At 57.5% G+C, this 15,141-nt stretch carries 14 protein-coding genes; 10 read left to right on the top strand and 4 right to left on the bottom strand.

Annotated features, from left to right (window positions below):
- Nucleotides 1–366: 366 nt before the first annotated feature.
- The 3 genes from uvrD to C4S72_RS21545 form a co-directional block, all read right to left on the bottom strand.
- Nucleotides 367–2,586, bottom strand: a complete 2,220-nt coding sequence (gene uvrD, locus C4S72_RS21555; RefSeq protein WP_104005272.1) for a DNA helicase II — start codon at nt 2,584–2,586, stop codon at nt 367–369.
- A gap of 106 nt (nt 2,587–2,692) precedes the next feature.
- Nucleotides 2,693–3,667: a homoserine kinase gene (locus C4S72_RS21550; protein ID WP_104005271.1), complete on the bottom strand. Its 975-nt coding sequence runs from the start codon at nt 3,665–3,667 to the stop codon at nt 2,693–2,695.
- Nucleotides 3,668–3,676: 9 nt separating this feature from the next.
- Nucleotides 3,677–3,958, bottom strand: coding sequence for a DUF2782 domain-containing protein (locus C4S72_RS21545; protein WP_104005270.1), 282 nt, complete (start codon nt 3,956–3,958; stop codon nt 3,677–3,679).
- 127 nt (nt 3,959–4,085) lie between these two features.
- Between C4S72_RS21545 and polA the strand changes: the two genes are divergently transcribed.
- Complete coding sequence (polA, locus tag C4S72_RS21540; protein WP_104005269.1) at nt 4,086–6,824, top strand: DNA polymerase I; 2,739 nt, start codon at nt 4,086–4,088, stop codon at nt 6,822–6,824.
- A gap of 267 nt (nt 6,825–7,091) precedes the next feature.
- Here the strand turns inward: polA and yihA are convergent, their stop codons facing one another.
- Nucleotides 7,092–7,721 carry a ribosome biogenesis GTP-binding protein YihA/YsxC gene (gene yihA / locus C4S72_RS21535; protein WP_104005268.1) on the bottom strand — a complete coding sequence of 210 codons (630 nt, stop codon included), beginning with the start codon at nt 7,719–7,721 and terminating at the stop codon, nt 7,092–7,094.
- 188 nt (nt 7,722–7,909) lie between these two features.
- On the opposite strand from yihA, the gene C4S72_RS21530 reads away from it, so the two are divergent.
- The 9 genes from C4S72_RS21530 (at nt 7,910) to tatC (ending at nt 14,951) form a co-directional block, all read left to right on the top strand.
- Nucleotides 7,910–8,512: a c-type cytochrome gene (locus C4S72_RS21530; protein WP_104005267.1), complete on the top strand. Its 603-nt coding sequence runs from the start codon at nt 7,910–7,912 to the stop codon at nt 8,510–8,512.
- 154 nt (nt 8,513–8,666) lie between these two features.
- Nucleotides 8,667–9,293: a thiol:disulfide interchange protein DsbA/DsbL gene (locus C4S72_RS21525; protein ID WP_104005266.1), complete on the top strand. Its 627-nt coding sequence runs from the start codon at nt 8,667–8,669 to the stop codon at nt 9,291–9,293.
- 137 nt (nt 9,294–9,430) lie between these two features.
- Nucleotides 9,431–10,996 (top strand): GGDEF domain-containing protein, encoded by a 1,566-nt coding sequence (locus tag C4S72_RS21520; RefSeq protein WP_160115566.1) that lies wholly within the window; start codon nt 9,431–9,433, stop codon nt 10,994–10,996.
- A 61-nt stretch (nt 10,997–11,057) separates the two neighbouring features.
- Nucleotides 11,058–12,689: a ubiquinone biosynthesis regulatory protein kinase UbiB gene (ubiB, locus tag C4S72_RS21515; RefSeq protein ID WP_104005264.1), complete on the top strand. Its 1,632-nt coding sequence runs from the start codon at nt 11,058–11,060 to the stop codon at nt 12,687–12,689.
- A gap of 90 nt (nt 12,690–12,779) precedes the next feature.
- A complete protein-coding gene (gene hisI / locus C4S72_RS21510; RefSeq protein WP_104005263.1) occupies nt 12,780–13,190 on the top strand; it encodes a phosphoribosyl-AMP cyclohydrolase in 411 nt (136 codons plus the stop codon).
- Nucleotides 13,183–13,515, top strand: coding sequence for a phosphoribosyl-ATP diphosphatase (locus C4S72_RS21505; RefSeq protein ID WP_104005262.1), 333 nt, complete (start codon nt 13,183–13,185; stop codon nt 13,513–13,515). The genes hisI and C4S72_RS21505 overlap by 8 nt, the downstream gene beginning before the upstream one ends.
- Nucleotides 13,516–13,564: 49 nt before the next feature.
- Entirely contained in the window at nt 13,565–13,819 is a 255-nt protein-coding gene (gene tatA, locus C4S72_RS21500; RefSeq protein WP_104005261.1) for a Sec-independent protein translocase subunit TatA, read from the top strand.
- 9 nt (nt 13,820–13,828) lie between these two features.
- Nucleotides 13,829–14,197 carry a Sec-independent protein translocase protein TatB gene (gene tatB / locus C4S72_RS21495; protein ID WP_104005260.1) on the top strand — a complete coding sequence of 123 codons (369 nt, stop codon included), beginning with the start codon at nt 13,829–13,831 and terminating at the stop codon, nt 14,195–14,197.
- Nucleotides 14,190–14,951 carry a twin-arginine translocase subunit TatC gene (gene tatC, locus C4S72_RS21490; RefSeq protein ID WP_104005259.1) on the top strand — a complete coding sequence of 254 codons (762 nt, stop codon included), beginning with the start codon at nt 14,190–14,192 and terminating at the stop codon, nt 14,949–14,951. The genes tatB and tatC overlap by 8 nt, the downstream gene beginning before the upstream one ends.
- The last annotated feature ends 190 nt before the right edge of the window (nt 14,952–15,141 follow it).

Raw genomic sequence — 15,141 nt, 5'->3', positions numbered from 1 at the left:
GACCTGAATATTGAACCTCAGCACTCATTCTCTAGCGCAGGTTTCGCCTGCTGGCGAGTTAAGGGCCTTGTGACGGACAAGGCCCTTAACAATCCCAAACCGCCCCTGCTGTTTGGTCGGCTGCGCCGACTCCCCTGTGCTTCTAGCCTGAAAAAGCGGGTCGACACCTCACCTTAAAGTAAGTCGCCGCTTCGCGGCTCAGACAGCCCTTCCCTTATTTCTCTTTCAGTCTGCGATGCTCGGCTGCACAGAAGGGGAAATGGGTGCGCTAGGCTGTTTTGGTGGGCGTCAGATAAAGAGATAAAAAGCATAAAGGTCCGCAATTGCGGACCTTTATTGTTTCTAGACTTAGCCGGTTGCTCAGGCTTAGAGCGCCTCCAGCCTTGCAAACCCCACCACCAGCCACTTGCTGCCTTCGTAATCGAAGTTGATCTGCACCCGTGCTTTTGGGCCGCTGCCCTCGAAGTTGGTAACAAAGCCTTCGCCGAACTTCGGGTGACGCACACGCTGACCGAGGCTCAGGCTGGTTTCCGGGATCTCGCTGCTGCTCAGGCTTGATGAGCTGCCGAACAGTGAACCGCCGTCATCCTGGTAACCACTGCTGCCGTAAGGTCGGCGCACGCTGGCGTTGAGTCTGACCTCTTCAACGTACTCGGCTGGGATCTCCTGGATAAACCGGGAGGGGCGGTTGTAGTTTTCCTGGCCATGCAGACGACGGGACTCGGCATAGGTCAGATAGAGCTTCTGCATGGCGCGGGTGATGCCCACGTAACAGAGACGGCGCTCCTCTTCGAGGCGGTTCGGGTCCTCGGCGGACATGCTGTGTGGGAACAGACCCTCTTCCATGCCGGCCAGGAACACCAGCGGGAACTCCAGGCCCTTGGCGGAGTGCAGGGTCATCAGCTGGACGCTGTCGGTATTTACATCGGCCTGGGCTTCACCGGCATCCAGTGCTGCCTGGTCGAGGAAGGCCGCGAGCACTGAGTTGAAGCCTTCCGGTGTCTCGTCTTCCTGCCACTGACCGGCAAACTGACGTGCGGCGGTGACCAGTTCCTCAAGGTTCTCGATGCGGGACTGGGCTTTCTCGCCCTTTTCCTTCTCGTGATGCTCGATCAGGCCGGAGTGTTTCACCACATGTTCGGTCTGCTCGTGCAGTTCGGTTTCCGTGGTGTCGGAGTCGAGGCTGTTGATCAGGTCGATAAACGTCTGCAGCGCGTTGCCGGCGCGGGCGGCGAGTTTGCCGTACTCGATGATCTCGTTGGCGGCGCGCCACATGGAGACACCTTCGGCGCGGGCGTGCTCGCGGATCTGCTCGATGGTGCGGGTGCCGATGCCACGGGTAGGCACGTTGATCACCCGCTCCATGGCGGTATCGTCATCGCGGTTGGCCAGCAGGCGCATGTAGGCCAGGGCGTTCTTGATCTCCAGGCGATCGTAGAAGCGCTGACCACCGTAGATGCGGTAGGGCATCCCGGCGCGGATCAGCATCTCCTCGAGCACGCGCGACTGTGCGTTGGAGCGGTAGAGAATCGCGCTTTCGTCGCGGCGGTTGCCATCCTCGACCCATTTGCTGATCTGGTCGACGATAAAGCGCGCTTCGTCCTGCTCGTTGAACGCGGCGTAGAGGCTCAGTGCCTCACCATCACCGAGGCTGGTCCATAGTTGCTTACCGAGGCGACCGAAGTTGTTGCTGATCACGGCGTTGGCCGCGTTCAGGATGGTACCGGTGGAGCGGTAGTTCTGCTCCAGGCGGATCGTTTCGGTACCGGGGAAGTGCTCCGGCAGGTTCTGGATGTTCTCGATACGGGCGCCACGCCAGCCGTAGATCGACTGGTCGTCATCGCCCACCGCCATCAGCTTGTCTTCACCCTGGCAGAGCAGGCGCAACCAGGCGTACTGGATGGCGTTGGTGTCCTGAAACTCGTCCACCAGTACGTAGCGGAAGCGCTCGCGGTAGTGCTTGAGCAGCGCAGGAGCCCGGTCGCGCAGCAGTTCCAGTGCACGCAGCAGCAGCTCGCCGAAGTCGATCATGCCGCCGCGATCGCAGGCCTGCTCGTAGGCTTCGTACACGCGCACCATGGTGTCCTGGAACATATCGCCGGAGCGCTCGATATGGTGGCTGCGCAGGCCTTCATCCTTCTGGGCGTTGATGTACCACTGCAGCTGCTTCGGCGGCCAGCGAGTTTCGTCCAGGTTCATCTCTTTGCACAGACGCTTGATCAGGCGCAGCTGGTCATCGCTGTCCATGATCTGGAAGTTGTCCCTAAGGCCCGCATCCTGCCAGTGTGCCCGCAGCAGACGGTGCGCCAGACCGTGGAAGGTGCCGACCCACATGCCCTGAGTGTTCAGGCCCAGCAGATGTTCGATACGTCCACGCATCTCGCGGGCGGCCTTGTTGGTAAAGGTCACGGACATGATGGAGTAGGGCGAGATGCCTTCGGCTTCGATCAGCCAGGCGATGCGGTGCACCAGAACGCGGGTCTTGCCGGAACCGGCACCGGCCAGCACCAGCAGGTTTTTGACGTCGGCGGTGACCGCCTGGCGCTGGGCATCGTTGAGCGAGTCGATGATGTGGGTAACGTCCATTGGGTCTGTGCAGCTTTGTAAGAGAGTAGAAAAGGAAAAGGCGCAGTATAGCGAAGTCGCGAAATACTGGAAAAGTATACAGGAAAAGGGCCCCGAAGGGCCCGTTTCAGAGGCTGGAAGGCTGCTTGATGCGGCTCAGCAGAATCCGTTTCAGTTCATCCGGATCCTTCAGCTTCATCTCGCCGCCCTGGCGCGATGCTTGGCTGATACCGAGCCAGGGGATCAGGCGGGAAAGCCAGAAACGCATGGCGGCGGTGCGGCACAGCTGCGGCCAGACCTGTTTTTCGATCGCTTCGAACGGTCGAACCGCGGCGTAAGCATCGAGCAGAGCCCGCTCGCGGGCGGTATCGATGCTGCCATCCGGGTTGACGCACCAGTCGTTGGCGACGATGGCCAGGTCGAACAACAGGTAGGCGGTGGCGGCGTTGTAGATATCCAGAATGGCATCCACATTTTCGCCGACAAACAGCGCGTTATCATGGAACAGATCGCCGTGGATGATGCCCATGGGCATCTCGTCGGCGTGCTGTTCACGCAGTTCGTCGAACAGGCGTACCTCTTCGCTCAGCAGCGCAGCATCCTCTTGGCTCAGGCGCGGCAGGATGCTGGCGCTTTCACGGCGCCACCAGAACACGCCACGGTGGGCCTGGCGGGTGAGGAAAAAGTCCTTGCCGGCCAGGTGCAGCTTGGCCAGGGCGGTGCCGATGCTGGCGCAGTGGGCCGGCGTCAGATCCTGCTGGTCTACGTGGCCGCCATGGAAACGCGGCTGCAGAAACGCCGGGCGACCGTTGAGCTGCTTCAGGCCGATACCGTTGCGGTCTTCGATGGCGTAGGGCACGGGCACGCCGCGTTCCGCCAGCCATTTGCCCAGCTCGACGAAGAACGGCATCTCGTCGTAGCTGAACTCTTCGAACAGCGTCAGTACGTACTGGGTCTGCTCTCCGTCTGCCTCCAGCGTGACAAAGTAGTTGGTGTTTTCGATACCGCCATCGATCCCTTTCAGGTCGATGCAGCGGCCCAGATCATAGTCGGCCAGCAGCTTATCAAGCTGGGCCTCGGTTACGGGGGTATAGACTGCCACGGTGGATAATTACCAGCGAAAAATAACCCATTTAGGGATCAGGAGCTGCGACTTGTCAGCACGGATAAATTCATCGGACCCGTCAGCGGGTACCAGGTAGTACGGCTTGCCCACCTTGGGGACAACCTTGATTTCACGAACCTGCCCATTGATGGTGTATTCGTAATAGGTGGCTTCTCCATCATGGGAGATGCTGATCTCAGGCTCGCTGGTTTCCGTATCGGTGACGACCTCCGCATGGGCCACAGGCGCCAATGCCAGCAGACCTGCCAGTAGAATCGCTTTTTTCATCGCTATCTTCCTGTTTAGCTGTGGCCGTTTCGCATTGGTCGAAGCGGCCTGATTTGTCTATGATTGTGGGCCTTTGCGACGGGCCGAACAAGTCCCGATATACACCCACCTGGCGATGGATACACCGATGAGCGCACAGAAACCACCCGTTATTCTAGTTGACGGCTCCTCCTATTTATACCGGGCGTTTTTTGCTTCCCAGCAGGCGGACCTGAGAACGGCGGAGGGCTTTCCGACCGGCGCTGTGCGTGTTGTGACCTCTATGCTGCGCAGTTTGCTCAAGCAGTATCCAGACAGCCCGGTGGCGGTGGTGTTCGACGCCAAGGGCAAAACCTTCCGCGACGAAGTGTACCCCGAGTATAAAGCGCAACGCCCCCCGATGCCGGATGACCTGCGCGACCAGATCGAGCCGATTCACGACATTATCCGCGCCATGGGTATCCCTATGTTCGTTGAAGAGGGGGTCGAGGCCGACGATGTGATCGGCACGCTGGCGCGCCAGGCGGAAGCCTCCTGCTGCGACGTGGTGATCTCCACCGGCGATAAGGATATGGCGCAACTGGTTGATGCCAAGGTCACGCTGATCAACACCATGACCGACACCCTGATGGATGTGGATGGGGTGAAGGAGAAGTTTGGCATTCCGCCGGAGCTGATTATCGACTATCTCGCCCTGATGGGTGACAAGGTGGATAACATCCCGGGCGTACCGGGCGTGGGTGAAAAAACCGCGCTGGCGCTGCTGCAGGGGATCGGCAGTATCAAGGATCTGTATGAGAATCTGGATAAGATTCCGGATCTCGGCTTCCGTGGTGCCAAGTCGATGCCGAAAAAGCTGGAAGAGAACCGCGAGATGGCGGAGCTCTCCTACATGCTGGCCACCATCAAGACCGATGTGGAGCTGCATGTGGGCCTGGGCGATATCACTCTGCCGGCGCCGGACAGTGGCAAGTTGATTGATCTGTTCCAGCGTTTCGAGTTCAAGAGCTGGGTGCGTGAGCTGGAAGAGGCCGGAGATGAAGGGCTGACCGCAGCCGAGGAACCGGTCGCTGCTATCGAGACAGAGTATGAAACGGTGCTGGAGCAGGCGGAGCTGGATCGCTGGCTCGACAAACTGCGTGCAGCGGGCAGCTTCGCTTTCGACACCGAAACCACCAGCCTCAACTATATGGAAGCGGAGCTGGTCGGCGTCTCCTTCGCCGTGGAAGCGGGCAAGGCCGCCTATGTGCCGCTGGCCCATGATTATGTCGGCGCGCCGGATCAGCTGGATCGCAACGCCGTGCTGGCGCAGCTGAAACCGTTACTGGAAAGCGAAGAGCTGAAAAAGATCGGCCAGCACATCAAGTACGATATGAATGTACTGGCCAAGTACGGCATCGAGATCCGTGGGCTTGGCTCCGATACCATGCTGGAGTCCTACGTGCTGAACTCCACCGCCAGCCGTCACGATATGGATTCCCTGGCGCAGCGTTACCTTAATCATGAGACGGTTAGCTTCGAAACCATCGCCGGCAAGGGCAAGAAGCAGCTCACCTTCAACCAGATCGAACTGGAACAGGCCTCACCCTACGCGGCGGAAGATGCCGATATCACCCTGCGCCTGCATGAAACCCTGACGCCGAAACTGGAGGCCGAAGGTGACCTGATCAAGGTGCTGCACGATATCGAGCTGCCGTTGGTGCCGGTGCTGTCGCGTATCGAGCGCAACGGCGCCCTGGTGGATGCGACGCTGCTGGCGAAACAGAGTAAGGAGATCGAAAAGCGTCTGGCCGAACTGGAGCTGGAAGCCCATGAGCTGGCGGGCGGCCCGTTTAATCTCAGCTCCACCAAGCAGCTGCAGGAGATCCTGTTCGAGAAGCAGGGCCTGCCGGTGAAGAAGAAAACCCCCAAAGGTGCTCCCTCCACTGCGGAAGAGGTGCTGCAGGAGCTGGCGCTGGACTATCCGCTGCCCAAGGTGATTATCGAGCACCGTGGCCTTAGCAAGCTCAAGTCGACCTACACCGACAAGCTGCCGCTGATGATCAACAAGGCCAGCGGCCGTATTCACACCTCCTATCATCAGGCCAACACGGCGACCGGACGACTCTCGTCCTCCGACCCGAACCTGCAGAACATCCCGGTGCGTACCACCGAAGGGCGTCGCATTCGTCAGGCGTTTATCGCCCCTGAAGGCTACAAGATTGTCGCCGCGGACTACTCACAGATCGAGCTGCGTATCATGGCTCACCTGTCCGGCGACAAGGGGCTGCTGGATGCCTTTGCCCAGGGCGAAGATATCCACAGGGCCACGGCGGCCGAGGTATTCAAGGTGAAGGTCGATGAAGTAACCACCGATCAGCGTCGCAGCGCCAAGGCGATCAACTTCGGCTTGATCTACGGCATGTCCGCCTTTGGTCTGGCGAAGCAGATCGGTGTCGGTCGTAAAGACGCCCAGACCTATATCGATCACTACTTCGAAACCTACCCGGGCGTGCAGCGCTACATGGATGATACTCGCGAGCGCGCCCGTGAGCAGGGCTATGTCGAAACGATCTTTGGTCGTCGCCTCTACCTGCCGGAGATCAACGCCCGTAACCCGATGCGCCGTCAGGCGGCGGAGCGCACCGCGATCAACGCCCCCATGCAGGGAACCGCAGCGGATATCATCAAGAAGGCGATGGTCAAAGTGGATGACTGGCTCACCGACAGCGGCTTCGATGCCCGCATGATCATGCAGGTACACGATGAACTGGTGTTCGAGGTGCGAGAGTCAGAGGTCGAGGCGTTTATGGCCAAGGTTCACCCGCTGATGGAGCAGGCGGCGAGCCTGGATGTGCCGCTGCTGGTGGAGGCTGAAGCGGGCGATAACTGGGAACAGGCACACTGATGCCTGTTTTTTGAACAGGGTTGCGAATTTTTTGATCAGTTACGGAACTTTAGTGTCGCAGCACGCTCTCAGTAACTGGAAGCCGCGAGAGTTCAGGACGTAGCGAGTTAGAAAAGTGGCTTCCCTGTCATGACAAATCGACTGACCCCGGCACCGTTCCTCCCCTTCACGGTTCCGGGGTTTTCTTTTATCTGCGCTTTGCTTCTTGAGCTAAAGCGGCTGTTTCAGCGGTTTGCTGATTGATCTGAATCAGCCGAAATGCTGTTTTTACTCGTCCTCAGCAGGCAGAAACCAGCTGTCGAGACGCTCTCTCAACTGGTCTACACCACTCTTTTTCAGCGATGAAAATGTCTGTACAGAGACCTTGTCGCCCAGCGCTTCCTTGAGTGATTTGCGCAGTGACAGCAGGGTGCTCTGAGCGGGTCCCTTTTTCAGTTTGTCTGACTTGGTCAGCAGCACATGCAGGGGGACGCCGGTGACTTCGCACCAGTTCACCATCATCTCATCGAACTCTTTCATTGGATGGCGGATATCCATCACCAGCACCACGCCACGCAGGCATTGGCGATGTTGCAGATAAGCGTCGAGATGCTTCTGCCAGTGCTGTTTCAGGGCGATCGGCACTTTCGCGTAGCCGTAGCCGGGAAGGTCGACCAGGCGCATCCCTTCGATATTCAGATCGAAGAAATTGATCAGCTGGGTGCGGCCCGGTGTCTTCGAAACACGGGCTAACTGGCCCTGCTGAGTCAGCGCGTTGATGGCGCTGGATTTGCCGGCGTTGGAGCGGCCGGCAAAGGCGACTTCGGCACCCTCATCTTCAGGGCACTGATTGAGTTTGGATGCGCTGGTGAGGTAGCGTGCGGAGTTGTAACGGATGACCGGTTCGGTGGAGGACATGTGGATTCGCTGTCTGGCCCCCTACGAACATATACGTTCCAGTTTGTAGGGTTATTGGTTTATAATGCCGCCAATTTTACCCGCGATCTGGGTTGTGCTCCAGTCAGGGATAACACGATTATGGATGTTTCGCCGAAATTCACGGCGTGAACGAACACAATTTGTCTTACAGGGGTCTGGGTTAATCCATGAACAAAATTCTGATCAGTTTACTGGTAAGCCTCGGTATCACCGGTGTTGCTCATGCGGCAGGCGATGCGGCGGCGGGCCAGCAGAAAGTTGCAGTCTGTGCTGCATGTCACGGCGCAGACGGTAACAGTCCTGCTCCCAACTTCCCGAAACTGGCGGGGCAGAACGAAAATTATCTGCTCAAACAGCTGAAGGATATTCAGGGCGGTGCGCGTACCGTGGTCGAAATGACTGGCATGCTTAACGGCATGAGCGAGCAGGATCTGGCGGATATCGCTGCCTACTTCTCCAGCCAGAATGTTCAGATTGGCCAGGCAGCGGCTGATCAGGTAGCGGCCGGTCAGGAAATCTACCGTGCTGGTATCGCCGATAAGGGCGTAGCGGCGTGCACCGCGTGCCACTCCCCGAACGGCAAGGGCAACAACGCGGCTGGCTTCCCGTCTCTGAGCGGTCAGCATGCCACTTACGTGGAAAGCACGCTGAACAAGTTCGCCGCTGGCGAACGTGCTAACGATCCGGCCGGCATGATGCAGGATATCGCGGTCAAGCTGAACGAAGCAGAAATGAAAGCCGTTTCCCAGTACGTTCAGGGCTTGCACTGATTAGCATTAGCCAGCGATAGGCATTTACACTAGGGCAGCTTCGGCTGCCTTAGTTCTTTCTATGGAATCTTTCTGTGGGAAGGTGGGGCTGGGGAACTAATGTCGTCGATGCCAGTCTTTGCTTTCAAGCTTTTTAAACCGGAGATCATGACTTATGAAGAAATGGGTGCTTGCTATCGTGGCGGCTTGTTTCTCGATTACCGCCTGGGCTGCTGACCCGGCATACCAGGAAGGTGTTCAGTACAAACGGCTGGCGCAGCCTGTTCCAACCAGCACGGATGATGGCGTGGTAGAAGTGGTCGAGATGTTCGGTTACCTCTGCCCGCACTGTAACAACTTCGAGCCGCTGCTGGAGCACTGGACGGCGGAACAGCCTGATGATGTAAAACTGGTCACCATCCCGGTGGTGTTTGGTCGCAGCTGGGAGCCGCTGGCACGTGCTTACTACGCTGCCGAGCTGCTCGGTAAAGTAGACGAAACCCACAAAGCGATGTTTGATGCGATCCATCTGCAGCGCAAGCGTATGCGTTCCGTAGATGATCTGGCCGACTTCTACGCCGATTACGGTGTCGAACCGGACGAGTTCCGCAAACAGTACGACTCTTTTGCCGTTAACATGAAGCTGAAACAGGGCGACTCCAAGGCCCGCGGCTATCAGATCGAGGGTGTTCCTTCGATGATCGTTGACGGTAAGTATCTGGTCACAGCCGGCAGCGCCGGTGGTCACGAACAGATGCTTAAAGTAGTGGATTACCTGGTCAACAAGGAACGCGCTAACTAAGCGTTTTCCAGCCGCTGACCTGAAGCAGAAAACCGCTCCATAGTGAGCGGTTTTTTATTTTCTGCCGTATGGCCGTGGTATATTGCTTGCACAGTAAGAGGCTGGCGGCAGAGTTCGTCTTTAGATGGAGCAGCTCGGTGACATCAGAGCAGGTCGATTGGCAGGAAAAATATCAGGCGCTGGCCCGGGACTACGAACAGCTGGTCCGGGCAAAGGAGGCGTCTGACCTTCGTGGCAAAGGGTTGGCCGGGCAGCTGATGTTCGGGCTCAAAGGTCAGTCCCCAGCACTGGATCTTGAGTTGCAGCAGCTTTCCGAGCAACTGAGCGATGCCGATCCCGGCAGCGGCTTCAACAGGGTTTTTCGCAATATCGAGAAACAGGTCAAACTGCTTGAAAGCCAGCGCCTATCTGTTTCCCAGCAACTGCGTGTGGGGCTGGAGGGCTGGCTCGGGCAGCTGCGCGAGCTCAGTGACAGCGAACCCTTCTCCAATGTGCTCAAATGTACCGAACGCCGTATTCCTGAGGCCACAGCACACCTCCACAAGCTTTCCGCCCTGTTGCTCGAAATAGTCGATCTGCAGAGAGGTTTGCTGCCAGAGACTAATGAAGCGGCCTATGCCCTGAACGGGCGACAGGATGCCGCGGATCTTGACCTTGAGCTGCTGGAGAGCCGTGTCGCGGCAGAGATGCTGCTGCTGATAGAGGCGCTAAATGTGGAATCCGCAGGGCTGTCGCTGGCGCGCAAGCTGATCCAGCGGGTGGAGTCTGGCCTCAAGGCTGTGGATATACCGGAAGTGCTGGCGCAGCTGGTTCAGCTGGCCCGGCTTTCCAGTGGTATTGAGCATCGCGAGTTTGAACACTACCTGCTGAACCTCAACGAGCAGCTGGCCTATGTGCAGGAGTTTCTGACCCAGAGCCGCGCCGAGGAGGGCACCGCCTTTGCTGCCCAGCAGCAGATGGACGTCAGAATGCGTGAGGATGTCAGCAGGCTGCAGCAGAGCGTGCACACCTCCACGGAATTGGCCGAACTCAAGCGTGAAGTAGCGCTTCAGCTCAGTTCCATTGTGAAAACCATGGATGAGTTCCGTGAGCAGGAGAAAGCGCGAGAGCAGCGCATGGAACTGCGTTATCAGTCATTGCTGGATAAGGTCGACCAGATGGAGATCGAGACCGGCCGGGTGAAGTCCCGTATGGAAGAGGAGCAGCTGCGTGCGCGCACAGATCCGCTTACCGGGATGCCCAATCGCGCCGCCTATGACGACCGCATTGCGGCCGAGCTGCAGCGCTGGGATCGTTATAGCACCGCGTTTTCGGTAGCGGTTATCGACCTCGACCGCTTCAAGACGATCAATGACCAGTTTGGCCATCTCGCTGGCGATAAGGTGCTGCGCCTGGTAGCCAGAGTGCTGCAGAAAAATATCCGCAGCAGCGATTTTATCGCCCGCTACGGTGGTGAAGAGTTTGTCGTGCTGTTTCCCTCCACCGGCCTCGAGGATGCGCGGGCGGCGTCGGAGAAACTCTGTGAAGCAGTCGCGGCAAGTCCGTTTAACTTCCGTGGCGAACCTGTTCGGGTGACAATCTCTTTGGGCGTGGCGGAGGTTCACGTCGGGGATCTGTCCGAGTCGCTGTTTTCCCGGGCCGATGCCGCCCTCTATCAAGCCAAGGAAAGGGGCCGTAACCAGGTCGTGGAATCGACCGCATAGCCTGGTACAACCGGTTATTGGATAATCCCCTTCGTTTTTCGCTTTTACCGGAGTTATCTTCGTGCGAACCGTTTTTCGCCTGATCAGGATCGCGCGCGTTATCGCGCTTTACCGCCTAGATACGTTTATTCAGGAAGCGCCGATTCCGCGCTACCTGCGCTTCTTCCTGCTATTCCTGCCTTCGCGCTGGTTTATCCGCGCACGGGCGCCGCGCGGTGAGCGTCTGCGTCTGGCGCTGGAAGCCCTGGGGCCTGTGTTTATCAAGTTTGGACAGATGCTGTCGACGCGGCGAGATCTGCTGCCGGATGATCTGGCCGTAGAGCTGGCCCGTCTGCAAGACCGGGTGCCGCCCTTTGCCAGCGACCAGGCGCGCGACATTATCGAGCGCTCGCTGGGTAAGCCGGTTAGTGAACTGTTCGCCGAGTTCCGCGTTGATCCCATCGCTTCCGCTTCGGTGGCCCAGGTGCATGGCGCGCGTCTGCATAATGGCCAGGAAGTGGTGGTCAAGGTGATTCGCCCGGGTATCTCTTCGGTGATCCGCCAGGACGTGGGTCTGCTCTATATGCTGGCGCATCTGGTACAGAAGCTCTGGGCAGAAGGGCGCCGGCTGCGCCCGGTCGAGGTGGTAAACGAGTATGAGCAGACCATCTTCGATGAGCTGGATCTGCGCAAGGAAGCCGCCAACGGCTCCCAGCTGCGGCGTAACTTTGAAGGCTCCGAGATGCTCTACGTACCGGAGATATTCTGGGATCTGACCCGTCAGCAGGTGCTGGTAATGGAGCGGATCTACGGTACGCCGGTAGCCGATGTGGAGCAGCTGAAACAACGTGACGTAGATATGAAGCTGCTCGCGGAGCGTGGAGTGGAGATCTTCTTCACCCAGGTTTTTCGCGACAGTTTTTTCCATGCCGATATGCATCCGGGCAATATTTTCGTCGCTTGTGAAGATCCCGATAACCCCCGTTACATCGCCGTCGACTTCGGCATTATCGGTGCGCTTTCACCAGAGGATCAGAGCTATCTGGCACGCAATATCCTGGCCTTCTTCAAGCGCGACTATCGCCAGGTGGCGCAGCTGCATATCGATTCCGGCTGGGTGCCGGCGAACACCAATGTGAATGCCTTCGAAACCGCGATCCGAAGTGTCTGCGAGCCGATCTTCGAGAAGCCGCTGAAGGATATATCTTTCGGCATGGTGCTGCTGGGTCTGTTCCAGACCGCTCGACGTTTCAATATGGAGGTGCAGCCGCAACTGGTGCTGTTGCAGAAAACTCTGCTCAATATCGAGGGTCTGGGGCGTCAGCTCTATCCAGACCTGGATCTTTGGAAAACCGCTAAGCCGTTCCTGGAAAAGTGGATGCGCGAGCGCATGGGCGTGAAGGCGGTATATCGAAAAATGAAGCAGCAGGCGCCGGACTGGCTCGACAAACTGCCCCATATGCCGCAGCTGGTGTATGACGGTCTGCAGCAGATGCGCCGGCTGGATGAGAATCAGCAGTTGATGCTACAAAAGCAGAGCGAACGGGATTCCAGCCGTCGCAGAGGCGCACGTCGAGGTCTGCTGGCAGGTGCGGTGCTGCTGGCGTTTGGGGTGATCAGCGCGCTGCCGGAAGGGCGTATTCTGATTGAAGAAATGCCCTGGTACGGCTGGCTTAGTGGTGTGCTGGGCTTGGTGCTGCTCTGGCGCGCGTGACCGCGCCGCTGATTTACCAACAGTGGTCGGGGCCAGAATCATCGGTTATTCTTCGTCGCTTAGACTGAATACAGATACACGGAAAAGCAGATGAATAATGACTGGCTGGAAGAGATCAAGTGGGACGATAAAGGTCTGGTGCCAGCGATCGCTCAGGATGTGAATACCGGGCGTATACTGATGGTAGCCTGGATGAATCGTGAAGCCTTGTCGCTGACCTATCAGGAGCAGCGCGCCATCTACTGGTCACGTTCCCGCGCTAAACTCTGGCGCAAGGGGGAAGAGTCGGGGCATGTGCAGAAGCTTCATGAGCTGCGCCTGGACTGTGACGGCGATGTGATTCTGCTCAAGGTCGAACAGCTTGGTGGTATCGCCTGTCATACAGGCCGCGAAAGCTGCTTTTTCCGCAAGCTTGATGAGCAGGGGCAGTGGCAGGTAACCGATGAGGTCCGCAAAGATCCCCGCGCCATCTACGACAAGCAGGGTAGTAATCATGAGTGATGTTTTGAAGCAGCTTGGCGAAGTGCTTGAACAGCGTAAATCGGCCGCACCGGATTCCTCCTACGTGGCCAGTCTGCATGCCAAGGGTCTGAACAAGATTCTTGAGAAGGTCGGCGAAGAGGCGACTGAAACGATCCTGGCCGCTAAAGATGCAAAACTGTCCGGTGATAACAGCGAACTGGTTTATGAAACGGCTGACCTGTGGTTTCATTCATTGGTTGCTCTCTCTCACCTCGGTGAAAAACCCGAAGCGGTTTTAAACGAGCTGGCGCGCCGGTTCGACCTCTCCGGACTGGAAGAGAAAGCCTCCAGGGCAGACAAGTAACGGTTTAATTATCAAGGTCCGAGTAGCTCTCGGTAGTGGAGAAGTAGTTATGGGTTTTGGTGGAATCAGTATCTGGCAGCTGGTAATCGTACTGGGAATTATCATTCTCCTGTTCGGCACCAAGAAACTGCGTAACCTCGGCGGTGACGTTGGCAGCGCGGTGAAAGGCTTCAAGAAAGCGATGAATGACGATGAGTCCGCCAAAGAGGACGAAGCTAAAAAATCGCTGAACAAGGACGACGCAAACTTCACCGACAACAATCAGACCGCAGCTAAAACTGAGCAGAAGTCTGAGGACAAATAAGGCCGACGCATGTTTGATATCGGCTTTGCTGAGCTGCTCGTAATCGGCGTAGTGGCTCTGCTGGTGCTTGGTCCAGAAAAACTGCCGCTGGCTGCCAAAACCTGTGGCCTGTGGCTGGGGCGCATCCGTCGCTCGGTCAACAATATCCAGCGTGAAATCAACGAAGAGTTGAGGGTTGAGGAGCTGCGACGCACCACAGCCATGGAAAAAGAGAAGCTCGATGAGGAGCTGGCGGAGATGCGCAAGCCGTTCGCCTATAACGAATCGGATACCACTACATCATCGAACGCGACTCAGCAGGCAGCTCCGCAAGCAGACAAAACCGGCGATGAAGCCGGGCAAGCGAATAGCGTGAAGAAGTCCGCCACCGATGACTGATACCCACCACGATCCCGAACAACCGCTGATCTCGCACCTGGTTGAGCTCCGTCAGCGGCTGCTGCACAGTGTTTTTCTTGTCCTCGTGATTTTTCTGGCGCTGTTTTACTTTGCCAACGATCTTTACGAGTACCTGTCCGCGCCGTTGACCGCCCTGTTGCCTGAAGGCACCAGCATGATCGCAACGGATGTGACCTCACCGTTCTTCGCGCCGTTCAAGTTGACGCTGGTTGCGGCGATCTTTATCGCGATACCTTTTCTGCTGCATCAGGCCTGGGCATTTATCTCCCCTGGGTTGTACCAGCACGAAAAGCGTTTGGCGGTACCGCTGCTGCTTTCCAGTATTCTGCTGTTTTACTCCGGGATAGCCTTTGCCTACTTTGTGGTCTTCCCGCTGATCTTTGGTTTCTTTACCAGCACCGGTCCGGAAAACGTGGCGATGATGACCGATATCAGCAGCTATCTGAACTTTGTGCTTAAGTTGTTTTTTGCCTTCGGTATCGTTTTTGAGATCCCCGTGGCCACGCTGTTGATGGTCTGGTCCGGTATTACCGACGTGAAAACCCTGGCGTCAAAGCGCGCCTACGTCATTGTTGGCTGCTTTGTTGTAGGCATGCTGCTGACTCCTCCAGATGTGATTTCCCAGAGTCTTCTGGCAGGTCCCATGTGGTTGCTGTTCGAACTTGGTCTGTTAATGGCCCGTTTTACCGGTCGCCGCCCCCAGGCTGAGACGGAACCCGAAGCTGATAGTTGATAGCTACTAAGGCTGCTTACTAAAACGGTCGGACTCCTCTTAGGATCCGGCCGTTTTTTGTTGTTTTAACCTTTTTGAAAACTTTTTCAAAAAGCCTGTTGACTCCCTCCGGCAGGTCTGTAGAATGCGCCTCCTCGCTTGAGACGACACGCCCTTCGGGGTTGCAGACGACCAGCGAGGCGGTTTTCCA

Source organism: Marinobacterium lutimaris, assembly GCF_900108065.1.
Lineage (GTDB): Bacteria > Pseudomonadota > Gammaproteobacteria > Pseudomonadales > Balneatricaceae > Marinobacterium_D > Marinobacterium_D lutimaris.
This window is presented reverse-complemented; position numbering and strand designations above follow the sequence as displayed.

Excerpts from the sequence above, each read along its gene's own strand:
- tatA (WP_104005261.1), top strand. The coding sequence starts at position 13,565 with ATGGGTTTTGGTGGAATCAGTATCTGGCAGCTGGTAATCGTACTGGGA.
- C4S72_RS21525 (WP_104005266.1), top strand. The coding sequence starts at position 8,667 with ATGAAGAAATGGGTGCTTGCTATCGTGGCGGCTTGTTTCTCGATTACC.
- hisI (WP_104005263.1), top strand. The coding sequence starts at position 12,780 with ATGAATAATGACTGGCTGGAAGAGATCAAGTGGGACGATAAAGGTCTG.
- yihA (WP_104005268.1), bottom strand. The coding sequence starts at position 7,721 with ATGTCCTCCACCGAACCGGTCATCCGTTACAACTCCGCACGCTACCTC.
- uvrD (WP_104005272.1), bottom strand. The coding sequence starts at position 2,586 with ATGGACGTTACCCACATCATCGACTCGCTCAACGATGCCCAGCGCCAG.
- tatB (WP_104005260.1), top strand. The coding sequence starts at position 13,829 with ATGTTTGATATCGGCTTTGCTGAGCTGCTCGTAATCGGCGTAGTGGCT.
- tatC (WP_104005259.1), top strand. The coding sequence starts at position 14,190 with ATGACTGATACCCACCACGATCCCGAACAACCGCTGATCTCGCACCTG.
- C4S72_RS21545 (WP_104005270.1), bottom strand. The coding sequence starts at position 3,958 with ATGAAAAAAGCGATTCTACTGGCAGGTCTGCTGGCATTGGCGCCTGTG.
- polA (WP_104005269.1), top strand. The coding sequence starts at position 4,086 with ATGAGCGCACAGAAACCACCCGTTATTCTAGTTGACGGCTCCTCCTAT.
- C4S72_RS21530 (WP_104005267.1), top strand. The coding sequence starts at position 7,910 with ATGAACAAAATTCTGATCAGTTTACTGGTAAGCCTCGGTATCACCGGT.
- C4S72_RS21505 (WP_104005262.1), top strand. The coding sequence starts at position 13,183 with ATGAGTGATGTTTTGAAGCAGCTTGGCGAAGTGCTTGAACAGCGTAAA.